The sequence below is a fragment of the Roseovarius sp. MMSF_3281 genome (assembly GCF_030733685.1).
In the GTDB taxonomy this organism is placed as follows: Bacteria; Pseudomonadota; Alphaproteobacteria; order Rhodobacterales; family Rhodobacteraceae; genus Roseovarius.
Genome location: NZ_JASHIM010000017.1, coordinates 1 through 22,234, shown reverse-complemented (window position 1 = coordinate 22,234; position 22,234 = coordinate 1). Strand labels below are relative to the sequence as shown.

The 22,234-nt window shown below is 60.3% G+C and carries 21 protein-coding genes and 1 pseudogene; 16 read left to right on the top strand and 6 right to left on the bottom strand.

Features of this window, described 5'->3' with window-relative positions:
• Position 1 precedes the first annotated feature (1 nt).
• Both RBB32_RS15230 and RBB32_RS15225 read right to left on the bottom strand, forming a co-directional pair.
• Complete coding sequence (locus tag RBB32_RS15230; RefSeq protein WP_152467138.1) at positions 2 to 1,201, bottom strand: acyl-CoA dehydrogenase family protein; 1,200 nt, start codon at positions 1,199 to 1,201, stop codon at positions 2 to 4.
• 13 nt (positions 1,202 to 1,214) lie between these two features.
• On the bottom strand, positions 1,215 to 2,429 hold the full coding sequence (locus tag RBB32_RS15225) for an acyl-CoA dehydrogenase family protein (protein ID WP_152467198.1): 1,215 nt from the start codon (positions 2,427 to 2,429) through the stop codon (positions 1,215 to 1,217).
• A 138-nt stretch (positions 2,430 to 2,567) separates the two neighbouring features.
• Between RBB32_RS15225 and RBB32_RS15220 the strand changes: the two genes are divergently transcribed.
• Genes RBB32_RS15220 through RBB32_RS15200 form a run of 5 tightly spaced genes read left to right on the top strand, consistent with a single transcriptional unit; the run spans position 2,568 to position 8,769 of the window.
• Positions 2,568 to 3,353: an enoyl-CoA hydratase-related protein gene (locus tag RBB32_RS15220; RefSeq protein ID WP_043753629.1), complete on the top strand. Its 786-nt coding sequence runs from the start codon at positions 2,568 to 2,570 to the stop codon at positions 3,351 to 3,353.
• A gap of 21 nt (positions 3,354 to 3,374) precedes the next feature.
• Positions 3,375 to 5,174: an acyclic terpene utilization AtuA family protein gene (locus RBB32_RS15215; protein ID WP_306153973.1), complete on the top strand. Its 1,800-nt coding sequence runs from the start codon at positions 3,375 to 3,377 to the stop codon at positions 5,172 to 5,174.
• 12 nt (positions 5,175 to 5,186) lie between these two features.
• The gene (locus RBB32_RS15210) at positions 5,187 to 6,656 is read left to right on the top strand and encodes an acetyl/propionyl/methylcrotonyl-CoA carboxylase subunit alpha (RefSeq protein WP_306153971.1); all 1,470 of its coding nucleotides are present in this window, start codon (positions 5,187 to 5,189) and stop codon (positions 6,654 to 6,656) included.
• Positions 6,644 to 7,159, top strand: a complete 516-nt coding sequence (locus RBB32_RS15205) for a biotin/lipoyl-containing protein (RefSeq protein ID WP_306153969.1) — start codon at positions 6,644 to 6,646, stop codon at positions 7,157 to 7,159. The genes RBB32_RS15210 and RBB32_RS15205 overlap by 13 nt, the downstream gene beginning before the upstream one ends.
• Before the next feature lie 2 nt (positions 7,160 to 7,161).
• Positions 7,162 to 8,769, top strand: coding sequence for an acyl-CoA carboxylase subunit beta (locus RBB32_RS15200; RefSeq protein WP_043753618.1), 1,608 nt, complete (start codon positions 7,162 to 7,164; stop codon positions 8,767 to 8,769).
• A 111-nt stretch (positions 8,770 to 8,880) separates the two neighbouring features.
• Here the strand turns inward: RBB32_RS15200 and RBB32_RS15195 are convergent, their stop codons facing one another.
• Positions 8,881 to 9,492 (bottom strand): transferase hexapeptide repeat family protein, encoded by a 612-nt coding sequence (locus tag RBB32_RS15195; RefSeq protein ID WP_306153966.1) that lies wholly within the window; start codon positions 9,490 to 9,492, stop codon positions 8,881 to 8,883.
• Between the two features lie 253 nt (positions 9,493 to 9,745).
• Here RBB32_RS15195 and RBB32_RS15190 point away from each other — a divergent pair, with 253 nt between their 5' ends.
• The 10 genes from RBB32_RS15190 (at position 9,746) to RBB32_RS15145 (ending at position 20,640) form a co-directional block, all read left to right on the top strand.
• Entirely contained in the window at positions 9,746 to 10,930 is a 1,185-nt protein-coding gene (locus tag RBB32_RS15190; RefSeq protein WP_306153965.1) for a lipid-transfer protein, read from the top strand.
• A gap of 24 nt (positions 10,931 to 10,954) precedes the next feature.
• A complete protein-coding gene (locus RBB32_RS15185; protein ID WP_306153964.1) occupies positions 10,955 to 11,785 on the top strand; it encodes an SDR family NAD(P)-dependent oxidoreductase in 831 nt (276 codons plus the stop codon).
• Positions 11,786 to 11,965: 180 nt separating this feature from the next.
• Positions 11,966 to 12,595 carry a TetR/AcrR family transcriptional regulator gene (locus RBB32_RS15180; protein ID WP_306153963.1) on the top strand — a complete coding sequence of 210 codons (630 nt, stop codon included), beginning with the start codon at positions 11,966 to 11,968 and terminating at the stop codon, positions 12,593 to 12,595.
• Between the two features lie 4 nt (positions 12,596 to 12,599).
• Complete coding sequence (locus RBB32_RS15175; protein WP_306153961.1) at positions 12,600 to 14,198, top strand: acyl-CoA carboxylase subunit beta; 1,599 nt, start codon at positions 12,600 to 12,602, stop codon at positions 14,196 to 14,198.
• Between the two features lie 9 nt (positions 14,199 to 14,207).
• The gene (locus RBB32_RS15170; protein WP_028288551.1) at positions 14,208 to 15,002 is read left to right on the top strand and encodes a crotonase/enoyl-CoA hydratase family protein; all 795 of its coding nucleotides are present in this window, start codon (positions 14,208 to 14,210) and stop codon (positions 15,000 to 15,002) included.
• The gene (locus tag RBB32_RS15165; protein ID WP_306153958.1) at positions 14,987 to 17,002 is read left to right on the top strand and encodes a biotin carboxylase N-terminal domain-containing protein; all 2,016 of its coding nucleotides are present in this window, start codon (positions 14,987 to 14,989) and stop codon (positions 17,000 to 17,002) included. The genes RBB32_RS15170 and RBB32_RS15165 overlap by 16 nt, the downstream gene beginning before the upstream one ends.
• Positions 16,999 to 18,165, top strand: coding sequence for an acyl-CoA dehydrogenase family protein (locus RBB32_RS15160; RefSeq protein ID WP_306153956.1), 1,167 nt, complete (start codon positions 16,999 to 17,001; stop codon positions 18,163 to 18,165). The genes RBB32_RS15165 and RBB32_RS15160 overlap by 4 nt, the downstream gene beginning before the upstream one ends.
• 48 nt (positions 18,166 to 18,213) lie before the next feature.
• Entirely contained in the window at positions 18,214 to 18,780 is a 567-nt protein-coding gene (locus RBB32_RS15155; protein WP_043753595.1) for a biotin transporter BioY, read from the top strand.
• A 156-nt stretch (positions 18,781 to 18,936) separates the two neighbouring features.
• Positions 18,937 to 19,800, top strand: coding sequence for an MBL fold metallo-hydrolase (locus tag RBB32_RS15150; RefSeq protein WP_306153954.1), 864 nt, complete (start codon positions 18,937 to 18,939; stop codon positions 19,798 to 19,800).
• Between the two features lie 84 nt (positions 19,801 to 19,884).
• Positions 19,885 to 20,640: a hypothetical protein gene (locus RBB32_RS15145; RefSeq protein WP_216338379.1), complete on the top strand. Its 756-nt coding sequence runs from the start codon at positions 19,885 to 19,887 to the stop codon at positions 20,638 to 20,640.
• A gap of 121 nt (positions 20,641 to 20,761) precedes the next feature.
• Here RBB32_RS15145 and RBB32_RS15140 read toward each other — a convergent pair whose 3' ends face one another.
• The 3 genes from RBB32_RS15140 to RBB32_RS15130 all read right to left on the bottom strand — a co-directional run bounded on the left by RBB32_RS15140 (position 20,762) and on the right by RBB32_RS15130 (position 21,788).
• Positions 20,762 to 20,986, bottom strand: coding sequence for a hypothetical protein (locus RBB32_RS15140; RefSeq protein ID WP_216338380.1), 225 nt, complete (start codon positions 20,984 to 20,986; stop codon positions 20,762 to 20,764).
• Positions 20,987 to 21,154: 168 nt separating this feature from the next.
• Positions 21,155 to 21,412, bottom strand: a complete 258-nt coding sequence (locus RBB32_RS15135) for a helix-turn-helix transcriptional regulator (RefSeq protein ID WP_057821663.1) — start codon at positions 21,410 to 21,412, stop codon at positions 21,155 to 21,157.
• A gap of 124 nt (positions 21,413 to 21,536) precedes the next feature.
• Entirely contained in the window at positions 21,537 to 21,788 is a 252-nt protein-coding gene (locus tag RBB32_RS15130) for a hypothetical protein (RefSeq protein ID WP_065331733.1), read from the bottom strand.
• 210 nt (positions 21,789 to 21,998) lie between these two features.
• Here RBB32_RS15130 and RBB32_RS15125 point away from each other — a divergent pair.
• Positions 21,999 to 22,234, top strand: a pseudogene (locus tag RBB32_RS15125) (hypothetical protein); the annotation flags it as partial.

Sequence of the window (22,234 nt, the reverse complement as noted above, 5' to 3'; positions counted from 1 at the left end):
CCTAGTTCTTCAGCAATTCGCCAGAGATGATGAGTTTGCGAACCTCCTGGGTGCCTGCGCCGACTTCAAGCACGCGACCGGTCCGGTATAGCCGGTTCACTTCTGTATCACGCATGTAACCCGAGCCGCCGTGAATCTGGACAGCTTTGTCCAGCACGAAGGATGTCGCCTCAGCGGCCTTGTAGATCGCCGCAGCGGTGAGCTTGTGTATTTCGCCGCGCCCGCCTTCGCCCTCTTCGAGGCCTTCACACATGGCAGCGGTGCGCAAGGACAGGCTCCGCGCGGCCTCGATCTGCGTATACATGTCGGCCAGCATCGCCTGAACCATCTGAAAACTGGCGATCGGTTTGCCGAATTGCTGGCGTGTCTTGGCGTAATCGATGGAAATATCCAGCGCCCGCTGCGCAATGCCCAGAGCGTTGAAACAGACGATGGCACGTTCCAGATCAAGTCCGGACATGGTAACGGCAACCCCGCCATCCAGCTTGCCGACCATGTTTCTGGCCGGAACACGGCAATCTTCGAATACCAGTTCGCCCGTCGGCGAGCCCCGGAATCCCATCTTGTTCAGCTTCTGCGCCACCTTGAAACCGGGCGTGTCGGTTTCCACGATAAAGGCGGAAATGCCCTTGGCCCCTTTTTCGGGCGATGTCTTGGCATAGACCAGCACCAGATCGGCAATCGGCCCATTGGTGATGTAGATCTTGGCGCCGTTCAGGATGTAGTCGTCGCCATCCTTTTTGGCCGTGGTCCGCATCGAGCCAAGCGCATCAGACCCCGCGCCGGGTTCGGTCAGACCCAGGGCACCCACCAGCGTGCCGTCGCACAGACCTGGCAGGTATTTTCGGCGCAACTCGTCATTGGCGTTGCGATAGATATTATTGACGCAGAGGTTGTCGTGCGCCACATGGGTCAGTCCGATGGCCGCCGAGGCGCGCGACATTTCCTCGGTGATGATACAGGCCGAGGTAAAATCGAGCCCGGCACCGCCGAATTCCGTCGGCACGTTCAGTCCCAGGTAGCCCATTTCGCCCAGCTTGGGGAAAACCGAAGACGGCAGGTCATCAGTATCGTCCATTTCCGCATTCAGATGGTGGAATTCGGACATGAAGAACTTGCCGGCCTGATCGGCCAGGGCCTGCTGTTCGTCCGTCATGAAATGTGTTGGCAGAGCGGTGTCGTTGCGCAGTTGCTTGTTCATTGTCTCGTCCCCCTCAGGCGCGCAAAAGTTCTTCGGCAATGATGATCTTGCGGACTTCGCTTGTTCCCGCGCCGATCTCCAACAATTTGTTGGCGCGGAACAGCCGGTTGATCTCGGTGTCCTGCATGTAGCCAGAGCCACCATGAATATGACAGGCTTCGGTCACCGCCTTGTTGAATGCCTCGCCTGCGTAAAGACAGGCCGCCGCGGTCAGTTTGTGGATTTCGCCACGGCCCCCGGCCCCTTTTGGTAGGCCCGTACAGGCGGCCAGTGCCCGATAACCGAATGCGCGCGCGGTTTCGACCTCGGTGTAGATCTCGGCCAGTTTCGACTGCATCATCTGGAAACTTGCAATCGGTTTGCCGAATTGTTCGCGAATCTTGGCGTATTCCAGCCCTAGTTCCAGGGCGCGTTCGGCCATGCCAACGCAGACTGAGGCAACCATAGCACGCTCCAGATCCAACCCGCTCATTACCACCGAAACGCCGGTGTTTTCCGGTCCAACCATGGCGGATGCGGGTACGCGGCAATCCTCAAACACCAGTTCTCCGGTTGGCGAGCCGCGAAAGCCCATCTTGTCAAGCTTTTGCGCCACCTTGAAACCGGGATTGTCCGTCTCGATGATGAAAGCAGAAATGCCCTTGGCGCCCTTCGACTTGTCGGTTTTGGCATAAAGCAGGATCACATCGGCAATGGGGCCGTTGGTGATGTAAATCTTCGAGCCGTTGATGACATAATCATCACCGTCGCGGCGGGCAGTTGTGGCCATGGATCCGAGCGCATCGGATCCCGCACCCGGTTCGGTCAGGCCCAAAGCACCAACCAGCTCGCCCGAGCAAAGGCCCGGCACGTATTTCTTCACATGCTCTTCGGATCCATTGCGCAGCAGGTTATTCAGGCACAGGTTGTCATGCGCCCCGTGTGAGAGGCCCACAGCCGGATTCCACTTCGAAATCACCTCGGACACCAGCGCCTGGGTGAACTCGTTCTGTCCCGATCCGCCAAGCTCTTCGGGTGCGGTAATCCCCAGCAGGCCCAGCTCGCCCATCTGCTTGAACAGATCATCGGGCCACCATTCCTCGTCATCCATACGCGCTTGCAGTGGGTGTAGCACCTCGCGCGACACCCGATCCACGTGATCGACGATCTGCCGTTGCTCATCAGTCAAAGAATAGTTCGCCCTGATGGCTTCCAGATCAGCCGAGATGGCCTCACTTTGAGTGGTCATATCATCCTCCCGAAAAATGTCGTCCGCCGTGTTGACCAAAATCAAACATATGTTAGAAAATAGATCAAGCCAAGCTTTTGACGACCTGACGTAAGAAAGCGCGGTGTCCTGCAATACAGAGGGGGGGGAGCTTCGGAAATGACTGAGAGCGTTGTTCAATCGCAGGCGCTCGGCAAAGAAGTGCGTATCACGATTCGACGTCCTGACAATCGAAATGCCCTCAACCGTGAGGTCGCAGACGGGATCATGGCCGCCATATGTGCTGCCGAGAGGGACAGCGATTGCCGCGTGATCGTTCTGACCGGCGAGGGCGAGCGCGCCTTCTGTGCCGGGGGCGACATCAAGGCGGGGGCGGATGGCGGCCCGTTTGTTCAGGATCCGGCGGACCCGGATCATTTTGCCGGAAGGTTGTTCGAGACGATACAGGCGTGCCGAAAGCCAACGATCGCGCGCATCAATGGCGTCGCGATGGGGGCAGGAGCGGGCATCATCTGTGCCTGCGATCTGGCTGTGATGGCGGATCATGCCCGCATCGGAACGCCGGAAGTGAAGGTGGGTCTGTTTCCCATGACGATCGTGCCACCCATGATGCGCGTGCTGCCCCGGCGGAGGCTGATGGAGATGTTCATCACTGGCGTTCCTCTGACGGCCGAGGAAGCCCTGCAGTTCAATCTGGTCAACTATGTGACCGATGCCGCGGGGCTGGACGACAAGGTTGCAGAACTGGTTGCCCAGATCGCCGCGCAGTCGCCGAGCGCGATCCGGCTGGGAAAATACGCCTGTCACGCGATGGAGGACATGACCTATCCGCAGCAGATGCGGTTTGCAGAAACACTGTTACCGCGTGTGGCGCAGACCGAAGACGCGCGCGAAGGCTTTGATGCCTTTATTGAGAAGCGCAAACCCGAATGGACGGGCCGCTGATCAAACGGGGAGGAGAGGAATATGTCGGAACGAAAGCTGCGCATCGGATGCGCGTCGGGCTTCTGGGGCGATACGCCGGAAGCGATCGGTCAACTGGTCTCAAAGGGCGAGATCGACTATCTGGTGTTTGACTATCTGGCAGAGGTGACAATGTCGCTGATGGCGCGGGCCCGCGCCAAAGCGCCCGAGTCGGGCTATGCGCCGGACTTCGTCAAGGCGCTGGCACCCTGGTTGTCGGATATCAAGGCAAAAGGGATCAAGGTCGTTGCCAATGCAGGGGGCGTGAACCCGCGTGGCTGCAGCGATGCGCTTGCCAAAGCCGCCGCCCAGGCCGGGATCGATCTGTCCATCGGCGTCGTGCTAGGCGATGACCTGTTGCCCAGGGCCGATGAAATTCGCAAAAACGGTCAGACGGAAATGTTCTCGGGTGTCGCATTTCCAGATGATATCTGGAGCATGAATGCCTATCTGGGTGCCCGCCCCATCGCTGCCGCGCTGGATGCCGGGGCCGACATCGTGATCACCGGACGCTGCGCCGACAGCGCGGTCGCGCTTGGTCCCCTGATGCATGAATACGGTTGGGGCGACGATGACTGGGACAAGCTCAGCCAGGGATCGCTGGCCGGCCACCTGATCGAATGCGGCCCCCAGGGAACCGGCGGCAACTTCACCGACTGGCAGGACGTGCCGGGATGGGACAATATGGGCATGCCCATCGTCGAGGTGTCCGAAGACGGCAGTTTCATCATGACCAAGACGCCTGACACCGGCGGGCTGGTCGTGCCCGGGTCAGTCGGAGAGCAGATGCTCTATGAAATCGGGGACCCGCGCGCCTACCTGTTGCCCGACGTGATCTGCGACTGGTCCGGGGTCACCCTGGAACAGGTCGGACCCGACCGGGTGCTGGTCAAGGGCGGCAGGGGGCTTGGGCGCACCGACAGCTACAAGGTGTCGGCGACCCATGCCGATGGCTGGCGCGCGGTCTCTACCCTGACACTGGCCGCGATTGACGCACCCGCCAAGGCCGAACGTGTGGCCGAGGCGATCCTGACCCGCTGTCGCCGGATTTTCCGCGACCGCAACATGGGAGATTTCCGGCAGGTCAGCGTCGAGGTGCTGGGGGCCGAGGCGGCCTATGGCGCAAATGCGCGCGCCCGGACCCGCGAGGTGGTGCTCAAGATCGGCGCGGTCCATGACGATCGCGCCGCGCTGAACATCTTTGCCGGCGAAATCGCACCGATGGCGATTTCGACCGCGCAGGGTCTGACCGGGTTCTTCGCCGGACGGCCAAAGGTGCAGCCGGTGGTCCGTCTATTTTCCTTCCTTCAGAGCAAGGCCGAAACCCCCGTCGCGGTCGAGGTCGACGGCAAGGATGTGCCCGTGAGCGTGGCCACTACGCCAGTCCACCTTGATCCGCCTGCCGCACCGCCCGCAGATAGCCGCGAGCCCGGTCCGGACGTTGTCAAGGTCCGCCTCGTCGATTTGGCCTGGGGCCGCTCGGGCGACAAGGGGGACATCGCCAATATCGGCATCCTCGCGCGCAAGCCGGACTACCTACCATATATCCGCTCGGCTCTCAGCGAAGAGGTGGTGAAGGACTATTTCGCCCATGTCTGCGACGGCAGGGTAGAACGGTTCGACTTGCCTGGAAGCCATTCGCTGAATTTCCTGTTGCATGAATCGCTTGGCGGTGGCGGCATCGCCTCGGTCCGCATAGACCCGCAGGGCAAAGGGTTCGCGCAGATGCTGCTTGATATCGAAATTCCCGTGCCAGCCGATCTGGCCGCACGTGACGGACTGAATGCCGCGGCCCGGAACTAAGAGGACGACACCATGACCATTTCGAAACTCCTGGTCGCCAATCGGAGCGAGATCGCGGCGCGCGTGTTGCGCACCGCTAAGGCCCGCGGGCTTGCGACTGCCGTGTTGCGTCATGTCGCCGAGCAAGAGGGGCCGGCGCATCTGATCGCAGATGAGGTCGTGATGATCGACGGCCCGACGCCCGTGGCCGCCTATCTCGATATTCCTCAGATCGTCGAAGCCGCCAAAGGGATCGGCGCGGACGCGGTTCATCCCGGCTATGGCTTTCTGTCAGAGAATGCCGGTTTTGTCGCGGCGCTGGAAAAAGCCGGAGTGACCTTTGTCGGCCCGACGTCCGAGGTCATCGACCTGATGGGGGACAAGGTCCGCGCCCGCGCCTTCGTCGAGGAACGCGGGTTTCCCGTCGCCCCCTCGGCCATCGAGGATGATGATCCGGCGAGCTTTGTCGAACGCGCCCGCGCCGTTGGCTATCCGCTGCTCATCAAGCCCTCGGCCGGCGGTGGCGGCAAGGGCATGCGCGTCGTACGCGAGGACAGCACGCTGGAGACCGAAATCGAAACCGCGCGCCGCGAAGGCGAACGATATTTCGGCGACGGGCGGCTTTTCGTCGAACGCTATATCGAACGCCCGCGCCATATCGAGGTGCAGGTGGTGGGCGACGGACAGGGCAACGTGGTCCATTTCTGGGAACGTGAATGTTCGATCCAGCGCCGGTTCCAGAAGATTATCGAGGAAACGCCGTCACCGGCGCTGACCCCCGAGCAACGGGATGAGATCTGCGAGACCGCTGCCGGAATTGCCCGCGCCGTCAAATACCGCGGGGCAGGGACTGTCGAATTCATCTATGCACAGGATGGGGCCTTTTATTTCCTGGAAATGAACACCCGCCTTCAGGTCGAACATCCGGTGACCGAGATGGTAACCGGCTTTGATCTGGTTGCCGAGCAGCTGCGTGTCGCGGCGGGCGACGGGCTGAGCGCCGTGCAGGCGGATATTCCCCAAACCGGACACTCGATCGAACTGCGCATCTGTGCCGAGGATGCGACCGCCGATTTTCGCCCCGCGATCGGCAATATCCTGCTGCTGGACGAACCCCAGGGCGAGGGGATCCGCGTAGACAGCGGCATTCTGGATGGCGGCAAGGTAACGACCGACTTCGACCCGATGTTGTCCAAGCTGATCGTGCATGGCCCGGATCGCGCGCAGGCCATCGCCCGTGCCCGGAGCGCGGTGCAAAGCTATGTGATTCTCGGGGTAACGACCAACACCGGTTACCTGGATGCAATCCTTGCACATCCGGATTTCGCCTCTGGTGACGTTTCAACTGGCTTCCTGGCTGAACAATCCGAAACGCTAACCGCGCCGGGCGAAGATGTCTCTGACTTGCTGATAGCGGCGGCGGCCCTATCGGACGAGCGCCTGGTGAGTGACGTAATGCAGATACCGGAAATGTACCGCAAGATGGGTGGGTGGAGAAACTGATGCAACGGATTTTTCAGATCGACGGAGAAGAGACTGATTGCTGGCTGGGTCATGATGGCAGCCGGTTCGTGCTCAACACCCCCACTGGCGCTGTTGCCTGCCAATTGGACCCGACGGGTCTGCCGGGCGGTTACAAGCTGCGGGCCAAGGGTGTTGTGCGCGAATTGCGACTGGCCGTGGGGCCGGAAGCAACTTTTGTACACATGGACGGGCGAACCTACGAAGTCGGGCGGGTTGATCCCGCCGAACGCCTGGCCGGAAGCGACGGTGGCGCGAGCGACGACCGATTGGTGGCGCCCATGCCGGGTGTCGTGGTGTCAGTTGCGGTTAAACCCGGCGATGCGGTTGAAGAAGGCCAGCCACTTCTGGTGATCGAAAGCATGAAGTTGGAAACCACACTGACGGCGCCGCGCGACGGGGTCGTTGCCGAAATGCCATTCGCCGAAGGCGACAGTTTTGGTCTGAAAGGCATCCTGGCCCAATTGGCTCCGGAGGAGGAGTGACCATGCGCAGAATTGAAAGTCAGATCGACACCAATGCCGCCGACTACAAGGCAAATTTCGCCGCCATGTCTGAACGGCTGAAGGAATTCCACGCTCGCCAGCACGCGGCGCGTTTCGAACGTCCGCAACGCGATATCGACCGCCTCGCCCGCCAGAACAAACTGGGCGTGCGCGAGCGGTTGAAACTGCTGCTGGACCCCGGCACTCCGTTTTTGGAATTTTCAACCCTGGCGGCCTGTCGTGAATATGACGGGGTGGTGCCCGGCGCAGGCGTGGTTACGGGGATCGGCATCGTGCAAGGCCGCGAGGTCGCCATTCATGCCAATGATGCCAGCGTCAAGGGCGGTGCCTGGTATCCGCATACCGTGAAAAAGGTCGTGCGTCTTCTGGATGTCGCGCTGGAAAACCGTCTGCCGGTCATCCATATCTGCGACAGCGCGGGCGGTTTCCTGCCGCTGCAGCACGGGGTGTTTCCCGACCGGTATCTGGGCGGGCGGGTGTTCCGCAACCAGGTCAAGCTGAGCCAGGCCAATATCCCGCAGATTGCCGTGGTCGGCGGACACTGCACGGCTGGCGGTGCCTATGTGCCGACGCTGAGCGACTACAACATCATCATCGAAGGCACAGGCGCGATTTTCCTTGGCGGTCCCCCGCTGGTCAAGGCGGCTACCGGCGAAGAGGTCGGTGTTCAGGAGCTTGGCGGCGCGGTCATGCACACCTCGGTATCGGGCACCGGCGACTATCGCGCCGCGACCGAACAACACGCCTTTTCACTGGCGCGCGAGATTGTCAGCCAATGGATGCGCACCCCGAAAACGATCATCGAAACCGCCGCTTTTGAAGAGCCATACTACGACCCCAAGGAGCTTTATGGGATCATCCCCAAGGACCGGAAAACCCAGTTTGATATGCGCGAGGTTCTGGCGCGGATCGTCGATGGCTCGCGCTTTCACGAATACCAGCCCGACTATGGCACCACGATGGTTTGCGGCTTTGCCCATATCTGGGGTTACAAGGTCGGCATCCTTGCCAACAACGGGGTGCTGTTCAACGACAGTTCGCTCAAGGCAGCGCATTTCATGCAGTTGTGCAACCAGAACCGCACGCCTCTGGTCTTTTTCCAGAACATCACCGGCTATATGGTGGGCCGCGAATACGAAGAACGAGGCATCGCCAAGGATGGCGCCAAGATGCTGATGGCGCAGGGCGGCTCGGTCGTGCCGAAGTTTACCGTGATCGCCAATGCGTCTTACGGGGCCGGCAACTACGGGATGTGCGGACGGGCCTGGGACGCGCGCACGCTGTTCATGTGGCCCCAGGCCGAGATCGGCGTGATGGGGGCGGATCAGGCCGCAAATACCATGGCGGACGTCAAGATTCGGCAGCTTCAGCGCGAAGGCAAAGAGCTGACCGAAGAAGAAATCGCCGCGATCCGCGAACCGGTGCTGGAAAAATACAAGCGCGATGTCGAGGCTTATACCTCGACCTCGGAATTGTGGGACGACGGCATCCTCGATCCGGCGGACACACGCAACGCGCTTGGCATGTCGATTTCTGCCTCGCTCAATGCACCGATCGACGATCCGCACTACGGGATCTTCCGTCTGTAAAGGCTTGAGGGACGGCACACCGGGTCGGGGAGTGCCGTTCCGCGTCAAGGCGCTTCCATCTGGCGCTTTCGGAATCTGAAGTAGTCCTGACCGGTCCGGTTCCCGGACAGGTCAGGACGATGTCCGCCGCGCCTCCTGAATGGAGACGACGTCAGAGGCCGCCATGCCGGGCCGGTTTGCCTCGACCGCCTTCAGCGGCTCGACCGGCGTCAATCCGGCCAGACAGTCGCGCGCAAGTTGCTGGTATTCCGCGGTGCCGCGCGTTTTCCACGCGATTTCTTTCTCGCTGACCTCGCGGATCACCTTTGCCGGCGATCCCACCACCATCGAACACGGCGGAATCACGGTTTCGCCACGCACAAACGCCTGCGCGCCGACAATCGATTCCGCCCCAAGCTCTACACCATCCATAATGACGGAATTCATTCCGACCAGAGCGTTCCGGCCCACTGTGCAACCGTGCAGGATCGCGCCATGGCCGATGTGGCCGTCGCTTTCCACCACGGCGTCGCGGCCGGGAAAGGAATGGATGATGCAATTGTCCTGAACATTGGCTCCATCCCCGATCACGATCCTGCCGAAATCGCCCCGCAAGCTTGCTCCGGGGCCGATGTAGCATCCATGACCCAAGATGACATTTCCGATCAGAACGGCCTGGGGGTGGACATATGTATCCTCGGGCACGACGGGTATAAAACCCTTGAACTCATAACAGTATGCCATTCCGACCACCTTTCGTAAGCTGAGTGCTAAACGCTTGTCAGCGGTTGCGCCGGGACCAGAATCCCTCAATTGTGCCGCCGATCAGGGCGTGTGGCCCGAAAACAAACACAAGTTAGAAAATAGCGCAAGCTCCCTACGTCACAGCTTGGCGATATTGACACTTCCCAAGGTTGGGATTTAAAATCTAACAAATGGTAGAAAATAGGCTGGCGGACCGATTAGGGTGGCCTGACCGAACTTGGGAGAGAGAGAAATGACAGACAAAGCCTATGTTGCAGGCGTTGGGATGGTCCCGTTCCAGAAGCCGGGAAAATCCGAAAGCTACGATGTGATGGCGACCGCTGCGACCCGGTCCGCTCTGGCAGACGTGGGGTTGGATTATGATAAAGTCCAACAGGCCTATGTTGGCTATGTCTATGGCGACAGCACCTGCGGTCAGCGCGCCCTGTACCATGTCGGAATGACAGGCATCCCGGTTCTGAATGTGAACAACAACTGCTCGACCGGATCGTCCGCCCTGTTCCTGGCCAGGCAGGCAGTTGAAAGCGGCGCGGTCGAATGTGCTCTGGCACTTGGGTTCGAACAGATGCAGCCCGGCGCAATCGGTGCGATGTTCCATGACCGGGTCAGCCCGTTTGCGGCATTCGACAGTGAAACCGACGATCTGGTTGGCCGTTCCGAAATCCCGCTGGCACTGCGGTACTTTGGCGGTGCGGGCAAGGCGCATATGGACGAGTTCGGCACACCCGTCGAGACCTTCGCCAAGATCCGCGCCAAGGCCAGCCGACATGCTGCGAAGAATCCGGTTGCCCTGTTCAGGCAGGAGGTGACGGCGGAAGATGTCATGGCCGCCCAGGTCGTCTGGCCCGGCGTCATGACCAAGCTCATGGCCTGTCCGCCAACCTGTGGCGCGGCGGCGGCGATCATTTGTTCCAAGGAATTCGCCGACAAGCACGGATTGGACAGTTCCGTTCGGATCGCGGCGCAGGCCATGACAACAGACGGACCGGAAACTTTCGAAGCCCATGACATGCGCGAAGTGGTCGGCTTTTCGATGGCCAAGCGCGCCGCCGATCAGGTTTACGAGGACGCGGGCATCGGGCCCGAGGACGTGGATGTGGTCGAACTGCACGACTGTTTCGCCCACAACGAGCTTATCACCTATGAGGCGCTTGGCCTTTGCGGTCGCGGCGAAGCGGCGAAATTCGTTGATGATGGCGACAACACCTACGGCGGAAAATACGTGACCAACCCGTCGGGCGGTCTTTTGTCCAAAGGCCATCCGCTTGGGGCGACCGGCCTAGCGCAATGTACCGAGCTCGTTCAGCAGCTTCGCGGCCAGGCAGATGCGCGCCAGGTTGATGGCGCACGTCTGGCGCTTCAGCACAATCTGGGCCTCGGCGGGGCCTGCGTCACCACGCTTTATGAAAAAGCCTGATAGCGCCTTTCGGGAGGAATCAATATGACTGGACATCTCGACGGGCGCGTGGCGCTGGTCTCGGGCTCGGGCCGGGGCATTGGCCGCGAAATCGCTCTCAAACTGGCCTCGGAAGGGGCCCGGCTGGTGATCAACGATCTGGATGCGGATCCGGCCAATGAAACCGCCGAGTCGGTGCGCGCAATGGGAGCTGAGGCCGTGGTCTGTGCCGGCAGCGTCACCGAAGACGGTTTTGCCGAACGGTTCATCAAGACCGGCGTGGACAGCTTTGGCGGGTTAGACATCATCGTGAACAACGCAGGCTACACTTGGGATAGCGTCGTTCAGAAGATGTCCGACGAACAGTGGCAGGCGATCATCGACGTCCACCTGACGGCACCTTTCAAGATCCTGCGCGCTGCCCAGCCGGTGATCAGCGCCAAGGCCAAGGAAGAGGCCGCCGCCGGGCAAGAGGTGTTCCGCAAGGTGGTCAACATCTCGTCCATCGCAGGGACCGGCGGCAATGCTGGCCAGATCAACTATTCCGCCGCAAAGGCCGGTATCCTAGGGGTCACCCGGACGATGGCCAAGGAATGGGGCCGCTATAAGGTCAACGTCAACGCCGTCGCCTTCGGCCCGATTCGCACCCGCTTGACCGAAGGCAGCGCGGATGGCGACAGCACGATCAAGGTCGAAGAAAAAGAGATCAAGGTCGGCGTGAATCCCGATCTCCTGTCCCAGATGGAGCGCATGATCCCGCTGGGCCGGGTCGGCACTCCGGAAGAAGCTGCCGGTGCCGTCTATCTGTTCTGTGCGCCGGAATCGAACTTCATTTCAGGCCAGCACGTCATCTGCGGTGGCGGTTTCGTGATCTAAGGCATTTGCCCGGACCCGATGACGGGGTCCGGGCAAGCACATTAATGTCTGGGCGGCCTCTTGGCGGTCGCCAATGCGGAATTTTCCGCAAACTCTAGTCTGGCACGATCACGACGATTTACTCATTTGCGTTATTAACCTAACAGGCGTTAGTTAGGCGTTGGGGCGATACGAAAGTATATGGCACAAAACACGGCAATCAAAGTCAACGAGACATCGCGCAGCGCGGTTGGACGGGATGGGGTGCTGGACATTGCCGCGCGGCTTTTCCGCGAACAAGGCTACGGGTCCGTTTCGCTCCGAAAAATTGCCGAGGCCGCCGGGATCAAGGCGGGTAGCATATATTATCATTTCGGTTCCAAGGACGAGATCGTCGCGGCCGTTCTTGATGCAGGGATTCGAGTCGTTCACGAGAGCATGAGAGACGCCGTCACCGACCTGCGGGCCGATGCCGACGGCGAAACGGTACTGCGCGCCGCGATCCGGGCGCATCTGCGCGCGCTTATTGATGTGAGCGATTATACATCGGCGAATGTGCGTATTTTCGGGCAGGTGCCGCAATCCGTCCGGGATGCCAACTTGCCCACGCGCAGGGCCTATGAGGCAGAGTGGGACAGTCTTCTGTCCCAGCTTAAGAAAGATGGCACGCTGAAGCAAGACGTCGATATCCGTCGCCTGCGCCTGATGCTGATCGGTACATTGAACGCCACGCTCGATTGGTTCGACCCGGACCGCGGTAGCGCCGATGCGTTGTCACGCACCTATGCCGATGTGTTCCTCAACGGGATACTCCAAAGACAGGATACCTGACTTCATGGCACGTCTTGAAACAGCGGTGCTGACCGCATCAGAGACCTACACCCGCAACCACGCCGCACAAAGCGAGCGCGTCGAAACGCTGCGTGCGCGGATCGCCGAAGCAACGGCTGGCGGCCGCCCCGATATGGTCGCGCGGCATCGCAAGCGCGGCAAGCTGTTGGTCCGCGAACGGATCGACCTGCTGGTGGATCCGGGCACTGCGTTTCTTGAGCTGTCGTCGCTTGCCGCCTACGGTCAATACGGGGGCGAGGTGCCCGGTGCGGGGATCGTGACCGGTATCGGGATCGTCCACGGGCTGCCCTGCGTTGTGATCGCCAACGATGCGACAGTGAAGGGTGGGTCTTTCTATCACGAAACCGTGCAGAAACACATCCGCGCCCAGGAAATCGCAGCCGAGAACCGGCTGCCCTGCCTCTATCTGGTGGATTGCGGCGGTGCCTATCTGCCAGAGCAGGACCGGGTTTTCCCCGATGCCCGCCATTTCGGCAATTCCTTTTATCGTCAAACCAACATGTCCGCGAGCGGCCTGCCGCAGATCTCGGCGGTCTTTGGAGGCTGCACGGCCGGTGGGGCCTATATCCCGGCCCTGTCGGACGAAGTCATCATGGTACGCGGCAACGCACGCATCCATCTGGGCGGCCCCTCGATCGTCAAGGTGGCGATCAACGAAGAGGTTGATGGAGAAACATTGGGGGGGGCCGAGATGCATTCGCGCGTCTCCGGTGTGTCTGACCATCTGGCCGAGGACGAGTATCATGCGCTTGCTCTGATGCGCGACATCGTATCCGAACTGGGCCTGTCGCGCCCGATGGGTCCCGATGCAACCTGCGCGCCGCCGGCGCGCAACCCAGAGGAACTGCTTGGCGTCATCAGCGCCGATCGCAAACAGCCCTATGACATGCGCGAGGTTCTGCTGCGCATGATCGACGCCGGCGAATTCCGCGAATTCAAGCCCGGATGGGGTGAGACGCTGGTCTGCGGCACCGCGCGGATTCACGGCTATCGAGTGGGCATTCTCGCAAATAATGGGGCGCTTGTGTCCGACAGTTCGCTCAAGGGCGCGCAATTCGTGTCGATGTGCGATCAACGCAACATCCCGCTTTTGTTCCTCCACAACATCTCGGGCTTCATGGTCGGCACCGAAGCCGAGCGCGGCGGCATTGCCAAAGACAGCGCCAAGCTGGTCTATGCCATGTCGGTTGCCAAGGTGTCGCGCCTGTCGGTCCTCTTGGGCGGCTCATACGGGGCAGGCAACTACGGCATGTGCGGACGTGGTTTCGCCCCGAATTTTCTCTTTGCCTGGCCCACGGCGGAACTGGCCACCATGTCTGCCGACATCGCCACAAACGTGATGCTGGAACTGCGCCGCCAGAAAGGGGGCGACCCGGGCAAGATGGAGGCCGACATGAAGCTGATCGAGGAGCAGGTTCGGGCCCAGTACGGTGAACAGTCCGATCCCTATTATGCCACCTCGCGGCTTTGGGATGACGGGCTGATCGAACCCGCGCAAACCCGCGATATCCTTGGCCTGTGTCTGGCCATCGTGACATCGGTGCCCGAAGCCGGTCGCCATACGCCTGTATTCAGAATGTGAGGCTTCAAGTTGACCAATACCTACAACACGATCCTTATCGAAACCGATGCGCGTGGCGTCGCCACGCTGACGCTCAACCGCCCCGACAAACACAATGCGCTGAATGGCGAATTGATCGCAGAGCTATACGATGCCGCCGAAAAGCTGGCTGCAGATGACGATGTGCGTATTGTGGTCCTGACCGGCGCGGGCAAGAGCTTCTGCGCGGGCGGCGATTTCAACTGGTTCGCCTCTAATGTCGAGAAAACCCGTAGTGAAAGGGTCGCACAAAGCGCCACGCTGGCGCGGCTGTTGCGCCGTCTTGACACGCTGCCCAAACCCTTGATCGGGAGGATCAACGGCCCGGCTTACGGTGGCGGTGTCGGCATGATCTCCGTCTGCGACTACACCATCGGCGCCGAAGGCGCGCGCTTCGGTCTGACCGAGGTAAAACTGGGCCTTCTGCCCGCGAATATATCGCCTTATGTGGTGGCCCGCATCGGCAAGGTGCATTCGCGTGAAACCATGCTGTCTGGGGCGTTGTTCGACACGGCCCGCGCCGAGCGGATCGGTCTGTTGACCGAGGTTGTCGCGCCGGGCGACCTGGACGCCACGGTGAACCGGGTGGTGCATGATCACCTTCAGGCCGCGCCGGGTGCCGTGGCCGATACCAAGGCGCTGATCGCCTATGTCGCGTCCCACGATCTGGAGACCAACATGATCTACACCGCCGACCGGCTGGCCGATGCGTGGGAGACTGAGGAAGGTATCGAAGGCATCAACAGTTTCATCAACAAGGGCGTTCCGTCATGGCGGGTGAAATGAGCTTCACCCGCGTTCTGATCGCCAACCGGGGCGAGATTGCCCGGCGCATCCAGCGCGGGTGCCGCAAACTGGGGCTGGAAAACGTAGCGGTGTTTTCGGACGCGGACCGCGACGCGCCCTTCGTGGCCGAGGCCGATCATGCCGTCTGCATCGGTGGGGCCGCCCCGTCGGTCAGTTATTTGAACGTCGAGGCCATCCTTGAGGCCGCGCGGGCGACGGGCGCGTGTGCGGTGCACCCGGGCTATGGTTTTCTGTCTGAGAATGCCGGTTTCGCGGCGGCGGTCGAGGCGGCGGGCCTTGTGTTCATCGGGCCGGAACCCGACGCTATCGCGCGGATGGGCTCCAAGATCGAGGCCAAGGCTGCCGCCGAAGCCGCAGGCGTGCCCGTCCTGCCCGGCTATCGAGGCGAGGATCAGTCCGACGCGCGCCTGCTGCAAGAGGCCGAGGCGCTAGGCACCCCCTTTCTGGTCAAGGCCAGCGCCGGCGGCGGCGGACGCGGGATGCGGCTGGTCTCCGATCCGGGCGACGCACCCGAAGCGATTGCATCTGCCCGGGCCGAAGCGCAGAGCGCCTTCGACGATCCGGCGGTGTTCCTCGAACGCTATGCACCCCGTGCCCGCCACGTCGAAGTGCAGGTTCTGGGCGACACTCACGGCACCGTGCTGCATCTGGGCGACCGCGATTGTTCGCTGCAACGCAACCACCAAAAGCTGATCGAAGAAGCCCCCGCCGCCGATCTTCCCGAGGCTGTGCGCGACCGCATGCGTGCGGCAGCGGTGCGGTTGGCGCAGGCGATCGGCTATCGCTCCGCCGGGACGGTGGAATACCTCTATGACCCCGGGCGCGGTGAATACTACTTTCTGGAAATGAATACCCGGTTGCAGGTGGAACACCCCGTGACCGAGGCGATCACCGGCATCGATCTGGTCGAATGGCAGTTGCGCATCGCGCGGGGCGAGCCGCTGGCGCTGACGCAAGGCGATGTGCAGTTTGACGGGCACGCCATTGAAATCCGCATCGCCGCCGAAAACCCGGCCGAGAATTTCCGCCCCGAAACGGGCGAGATCAGCCTTTGGGCTCCGCCCGCCGGCGTGCGGCTCGATACCGGGGTCGAGGCAGGCTCGGTCGTCAGCCACCATTACGATTCGATGATTGCCAAGCTGATCGTCCACGCGCCGGATCGGGCCGGTGCGATCCGCCGGGCGGTTGTCGCAATGGATGCCTTTGCAGTCGGTGGCGTCGGTCTGAACCTGGCCTATCAGCGCGCGTTGCTGACACACCCGGATTTTGAGGCGTTCCGGCACCATACCTCAGGCCTGCCCGAGATGTTTCCAGGCGGCTGGACTGAACCGTCCGCTGATCCCCGGGACATGGCCCTTGCCGCGATGGCGCTGCATCTGCATCTCGCCCCGGCGGGCGCGTCGCCCTGGGAAAGCCTGGGGTCATGGCGGCTCACGGCCCCTGCGGGGTGGCCCGGTGCAGCATCCTATTGGGAGACGACAAAAGACGACCCGATCCGCGTAAACGGCTCCGGGTCGGTGTTGACAGCCGTACAGCCGGACGGCCAGACCATCACGGTCGAGAGTGCCGCCTTAACAGGATGCCGTCTGAGCGGACGCATCGACGGGGTTCCGTTTTCGCGCACCGCCTATGTCGCGCGCGCGCCGGGTCACTGGCGGGTGCACCTGCAAACCCCTGCCGGAATGACCGCGACAGACCTGCGCACGCTGGAAGACCAGCATCTGCAACGTGCCACCGGCGGGTCTGGCGTCGCTGACCTGTTGTCCGCACCCATGCCCGGCGCCGTTGCCGAGGTGCGTGTCGCACGCGGCGACCGCGTTAAAGCCGGTGACACGCTTGTGGTGCTTGAGGCCATGAAGCTGTTGCAAAGCCTGCCCGCGCCGGTCGCGGGCGTAGTGACGGAAATCTATTGTGCACCGGGCGACACGGTTGCCGGGCACGCCCCACTTATCAAACTCGATCCAGAGGAAAACACATGACCAGACAAGACAACATCACCGCGGCCTCCGGCCCGTTCAACGAAGACCTCAACTTGATCCGCGACCAGCTGCGCCGGTTCATCGAAACCGAGGTGACCGCCAAGGCCGAGCCCTGGGAGGAGGAGGGCATGGTGCCCCGCGACGTGCTGCGCCGGATGGGTGATCTCGGCGTTCTGGGGATGCGCTATGACGAACAGTATGGCGGCGCGGGGCTGGACGTGATGTCCAGCGTGGTTTTGGCCGAAGAGGTCGGGCGATCCACCTTCGGCGGATTCTCGGCCACGGTTCTGGTCCACACCGACATGGCCTCGCCGCATCTGGAAAACGTCGGCACGCCCGAACAGAAGGCGCGGTGGATGCCGTCGATCACCTCTGGCGAAATGATCACCGCCGTCGCCGTGACCGAGCCGGGCGCGGGCTCGGACGTGGCCGGCATGCGCACCCGCGCGGTGCGGGACGGGTCGGATTGGGTGCTGAACGGCACCAAGGTGTTCATCACCAACGGCGTGCATGGCGATCTCTACTTTGTCGGCGCCAAGACCGATCCCGATGCCAAAGGGTCGCGCGGGATCACCATGTTTGCGGTCGAAAAAGGCACGCCGGGCTTTTCGGTCGGACGGGCGTTGAACAAGACCGGCTGGCTGTGCTCGGACACTGCCGAACTGATCTTCGAAGATGTCCGCATCCCGGCCGAAAACGTCTTGGGCGAGGTCAACCGCGGTTTCTATTCGGTAATGAAGAACTTCCAGAACGAACGCATTGTGCTGGGTGCGATGGCCTGTGCCGAAGCGCAAACCGCGCTGGACATGACCGTGGATTATGTCAAGCAGCGCAGGGCCTTTGGCGGCGTTCTGTGGGACAAGCAGGCCGTGCGCCAACGGCTGGCCGACTGTCAGACGCGGATCGCTGCAGGACGTCAGCTGGTCTATCACGCCGCCGGTCTGGATGCCGCGGGCGGTGACTGCGTGAAAGAGGTCTCGATGGTCAAAGCCTATTGCGGCGAACTGGTGAACAGCGTGCTTTATGACTGCGTCCAGTTTCACGGCGGCATGGGTTATATGCGCGAAACACCGGTGGAACGCATGTCACGCGATGCCCGTGTGCAGGCCATCGGCGGCGGGGCGAGCGAAGTCATGTTGGAAGAAGTCGCCAAGCGCATGTGAGCTTACTATCCAAAAAAGTAACAATCTACAGAAACAAGGACGAAAAAGATGAATCTGGAAACCACTCAAAGCCAAACACTCGCAAAACTTACCCAAGAGATCTCGATAATACTCGTCGGCACAATTCTTCTGACACTATCCGCCAAAATCGTGGTGCCGTTCTACCCGGTTCCCATGTCTACACAAACCCTGGTTGTCTTGGGTCTGGGCCTTTTCCTGGGGCCGGTGCGCAGTAGTCTTGTTGTTGTGACATACCTTTTTGAAGGTCTGCTTGGCCTGCCGGTCTTCGCAGGCACGCCTCCGGCTCTGGCCGGACCGGCGTATATTGCGGGTCCCACAGGCGGATACTTGGTAGGCTTCGCACTTGCGGCGGCCGCCGCCGGGTGGATTGTTCAAGCACTGCAAGGACTTCGGCCTGCGTTCAGAGCATCTGTCGCGGTCTTTTTGGGTTCGATAGTCATGTATTGCGCAGGGCTGCTCTGGTTGGGTGGCTTTGTCGGCTATGGCGAAAAGTTGCTGAACGCCGGTCTTTACCCGTTCCTTCTCGGGGATCTGACGAAGGCGACAATTGCTGTAGTTCTGTATACTGCTTACCATAATCGCCGCGCTGTGTGACTGCCAGCCCAAGACTGTATCAGACTGTTTCAGTCTCATACGGGCCTGGTCCAATGTAAGTTGAAATGGTCCGATGCCGGATTTGACAGGCACCGGACGCCAGCCTGAGGTTTCCGGCGCCATGCGAGAGCAATGCGCAAAACTGTGCGAACCAAATTGTTCGCAATCAATACCTGGTCGCACACAATGAAAAGAAGCAGCATGTTTTTCTCAGAGCCGGAGCCTTGCCGCGCGAAGGGAGTCGAATTGGCCCCTGGAATTCTGAGGATCGTCGCGAACAATCCCGGAAAGATGACCTACCACGGGACAAATAGCTACATCATTGATACGCCTGATGGTCGGTTCATAATCGACCCCGGCCCAGCAGAAGACAGTACACATTTCGAGGCAATCATCAAAAATTTGGGGGCCAAACCATCCGGGATTCTGCTCACACACCACCATTCTGATCATTTTGGAGTCGTCCCAGCCCTGCGAGCACGGACAGACGCACCTGTTTATGCCTCACGGGCATTCCCTGACGATGCATTTCGACCTGACCGGTTTCTGGAGGACGGACAGGTCATTGCCGGTCTTACCGTCCTGCACACACCTGGTCACGCGAGCGACCACCTTTGTTTCGCGAGACCTGACGGAGTGCTCTTCACGGGCGACCACGTTATGAGTTGGAACAGTTCGATCGTCAGCCCCCCTGACGGAAACATGCACGACTACTGCGCGCAGCTACAGCGGCTGATTGAGCGCGACGATAGGATCTACTTTCCGGGGCACGGACCTATACTCCGGGATCCGCAACCTTACGTCAAACGGTTGCTTTCCAACCGCATGCGTCGCGAGGCGGAGATCCTCGCCCACCTCTCAAACACCCCGGATTCGGTCCAGAATATCGCCGCTTCCGTCTACCAGAAAACCGACCCACATATCGCAATGGCCGCAGAACGAAACGTTGCGGCGCATCTGGAGAAGCTGTTGTCTGAGTCGCGGGTGGTACAAGATGGCGAGGCCTGGAAATTAACATAAACTTCATTATGCGAGGTTATACTTAATGTTGCGATAGTATATTATTGTATGTATGCTGAACTCCTGTCACGAAGGCTCCTCAGCATGCGTTATTCATTCAAAAAGCTCCTCCCCTCGATCGCTGTTGCTCTGGCCCTTGCGGGCGTTTCCTTGCCGATGCCCGCCCGCGCGCAGACATACCCGATCGACTGCGCGATCCTACTCTGCCTGTCTGGCGGCTGGCCCGCGTCCGTCCCTTGCGCCCGGGCCCGTGCCGAATTCATCCGACGAATTACGCCTTGGCCGGTGGAACCGCCACTACAAATCTGGCGCTGTCCCATGGGCGCCTCCTATGAGATCGAACCTCAACCGAGCGGAACAAATCGGACCTTCGACGCGTTCTTCCGGATTGATAATGTGCGGCCACGCCAGTCATTTCCCATGACCCATCAAGCACCTGCAGTAATGGCAAAAACGGCCGTTTGGAGCGTTGACGAAACCTCAAACGAGTTCGTTCCCGTCGAACTCGCCCTGCGACTCGATCAAGATCGTGCGGACATCGACATCAGCGGACCAGAGTTCAATTTTGTCCGATCCATTCGAGTTTTTGATGTTCGCTTCGCCTCTCAGCAAGAAGCTGGAGAAAATAATCAATGCCGACGCTATGCGCTGGTCTATCTTGGCACCTACGGCACGCAGGGCAAATTTTCATGGGCCGTATCTGCGCCGACGGCCCTACCCGATGCTCATGTCGGGCTCGAAGGCTGGGGGTCGAACTGCCCACGCGTTTTTAATCGATCAGTATTCGTGGATTGGCGCGACTACGCGGGTAACTATGGGTTTGAACAGGTTGATTACTGACCCGTTCCAGGGGCCTGTCAAACGTCATTCGCCGCAGACACTCTCCGAGCCAACTCTACCCAAGGTACCGCTTTATGCACAGATACCCCCGATTGGCTTCGAGCTGTCATGACTGATCTTGTCAGCTGTCACGCCTTGGAATTTGGGTCAATCCACCGAAGTCGATTTCACGCTTTTCAGCGTAACTGAGGTCAGGCAGACACCTTGAAACCCGCTGCGGGCCATTGACATCCCACATCACCGCCAGCGCGCCCGTATTCCAGCGATACACCCACCCGACAACACTACGCTCATCCATCCCGATCAAATTCGCGATCGCGACGCCTTCGACCTCATCTTCGTTCACTGTTTACTAACTTCCTGCAATTCGGCGTTGTGGACAGCAGCCTGGATCTTAAATCGCTTGCTGCAACCGCATGCCGAGCCTGGTTATTATCGGTTACTGTTTGTCCTCGTGATAGCGATCTTCACACCGGGAGAATCCAGCACCGGTGTTTTCGATCAATCAAATGGTTCAAATCCTGTGGTCGGGCTCCGTGGCGGCTTCGACGATCGCCAGAACCTCGAATGGGTCAAAGCCGATGGCACGCGCCAAAACGACCAGCTCGACCACGTCGATCCGGCGTTCACCGCTCTCAATACGCGCCACCAGAGATTGATGGCACTTGAGCCTGTCCGCCAAGTCGTCCTGGCCCAAGCCCGCGTTTTTACGCGCGTCGACCAACGCCTGGCACAAAGCCTCTTGCCCTTTGCTTCTGATTGTATTTGCCACGCGTCACATACCTTTTGTGACGTCGCTAGCGGATGAAATCTGTTATCTAAAAAGTAGATATTTGAGAGTGTTATCGGCGTCTGGTTTCCACGGGCTGCTAGTCTGATGCTCCCGAGGTTGCCCATCAATCCCCTACCAATTGCAGAAATCGGCCATAGTCCTCGCTGACTTCCCGCGCTTCTTCGAAAGCGCGGGCGCGTTCGCTGTCGAGGCAACGGAAATAGCTCTGGATATCCTGGACGTAATTTTCAAAATCGCTGCGGATGATAGCCGCATAGTCCCGCGCGGCCTGCGAATCACTTGGCAGGAAGGGGCGGGGCGGGGCGAAGCAGGATTCCGCCAAAACCGGCCCGGGAACGCAGATCAGAAGGGCCATAGCTTGCAATGAGAGCAGGCATGTCAACCTTGGGTTTCTCAAACCTGTTATCTCCTTGATCGCGGACACTGGCCGAGACTAGTGTTTGCGCAACCAAACTACAGCCAAAGCACGATATTACATCTTGCGGTTGATAATATACTATCGTAACTCTGGGCTTCAAGTGGGAATGCCTGGGGTTGCGCCATTGGAGAAAGCGTGAGCCGGGCCATGAACTGGGACATCGAAGCACCAAATGTGGTTACGGAAGCCAGGTTCCGCGAGCTCGTGGAAAGCGGCTATAGCGCAGAAATCCTGTGCCAGGAGTCGGCACATAAGAAAGGTCCCAGCTATTACGGGGTCTGGATCATGCGTGTGGTCTCTGACGACGGCGTGGAAAAGCTCCTCGTCACCGCCCGCACGCGGACGACCTACAACGATATCAAGATCCGCGAGTTCAAGACGAT

Bases quoted from the DNA above. Each gene is read 5' to 3' on its own strand.
- RBB32_RS15230 (WP_152467138.1), bottom strand. From the start codon at position 1,201: ATGAACAAGCAACTGCGCAACGACACCGCTCTGCCAACACATTTCATG.
- RBB32_RS15215 (WP_306153973.1), top strand. From the start codon at position 3,375: ATGTCGGAACGAAAGCTGCGCATCGGATGCGCGTCGGGCTTCTGGGGC.
- RBB32_RS15225 (WP_152467198.1), bottom strand. From the start codon at position 2,429: ATGACCACTCAAAGTGAGGCCATCTCGGCTGATCTGGAAGCCATCAGG.
- RBB32_RS15175 (WP_306153961.1), top strand. From the start codon at position 12,600: ATGGCACGTCTTGAAACAGCGGTGCTGACCGCATCAGAGACCTACACC.
- RBB32_RS15210 (WP_306153971.1), top strand. From the start codon at position 5,187: ATGACCATTTCGAAACTCCTGGTCGCCAATCGGAGCGAGATCGCGGCG.
- RBB32_RS15200 (WP_043753618.1), top strand. From the start codon at position 7,162: ATGCGCAGAATTGAAAGTCAGATCGACACCAATGCCGCCGACTACAAG.
- RBB32_RS15185 (WP_306153964.1), top strand. From the start codon at position 10,955: ATGACTGGACATCTCGACGGGCGCGTGGCGCTGGTCTCGGGCTCGGGC.
- RBB32_RS15190 (WP_306153965.1), top strand. From the start codon at position 9,746: ATGACAGACAAAGCCTATGTTGCAGGCGTTGGGATGGTCCCGTTCCAG.
- RBB32_RS15195 (WP_306153966.1), bottom strand. From the start codon at position 9,492: ATGGCATACTGTTATGAGTTCAAGGGTTTTATACCCGTCGTGCCCGAG.
- RBB32_RS15145 (WP_216338379.1), top strand. From the start codon at position 19,885: ATGCGTTATTCATTCAAAAAGCTCCTCCCCTCGATCGCTGTTGCTCTG.
- RBB32_RS15220 (WP_043753629.1), top strand. From the start codon at position 2,568: ATGACTGAGAGCGTTGTTCAATCGCAGGCGCTCGGCAAAGAAGTGCGT.
- RBB32_RS15165 (WP_306153958.1), top strand. From the start codon at position 14,987: ATGGCGGGTGAAATGAGCTTCACCCGCGTTCTGATCGCCAACCGGGGC.
- RBB32_RS15155 (WP_043753595.1), top strand. From the start codon at position 18,214: ATGAATCTGGAAACCACTCAAAGCCAAACACTCGCAAAACTTACCCAA.
- RBB32_RS15160 (WP_306153956.1), top strand. From the start codon at position 16,999: ATGACCAGACAAGACAACATCACCGCGGCCTCCGGCCCGTTCAACGAA.
- RBB32_RS15130 (WP_065331733.1), bottom strand. From the start codon at position 21,788: ATGGCCCTTCTGATCTGCGTTCCCGGGCCGGTTTTGGCGGAATCCTGC.
- RBB32_RS15180 (WP_306153963.1), top strand. From the start codon at position 11,966: ATGGCACAAAACACGGCAATCAAAGTCAACGAGACATCGCGCAGCGCG.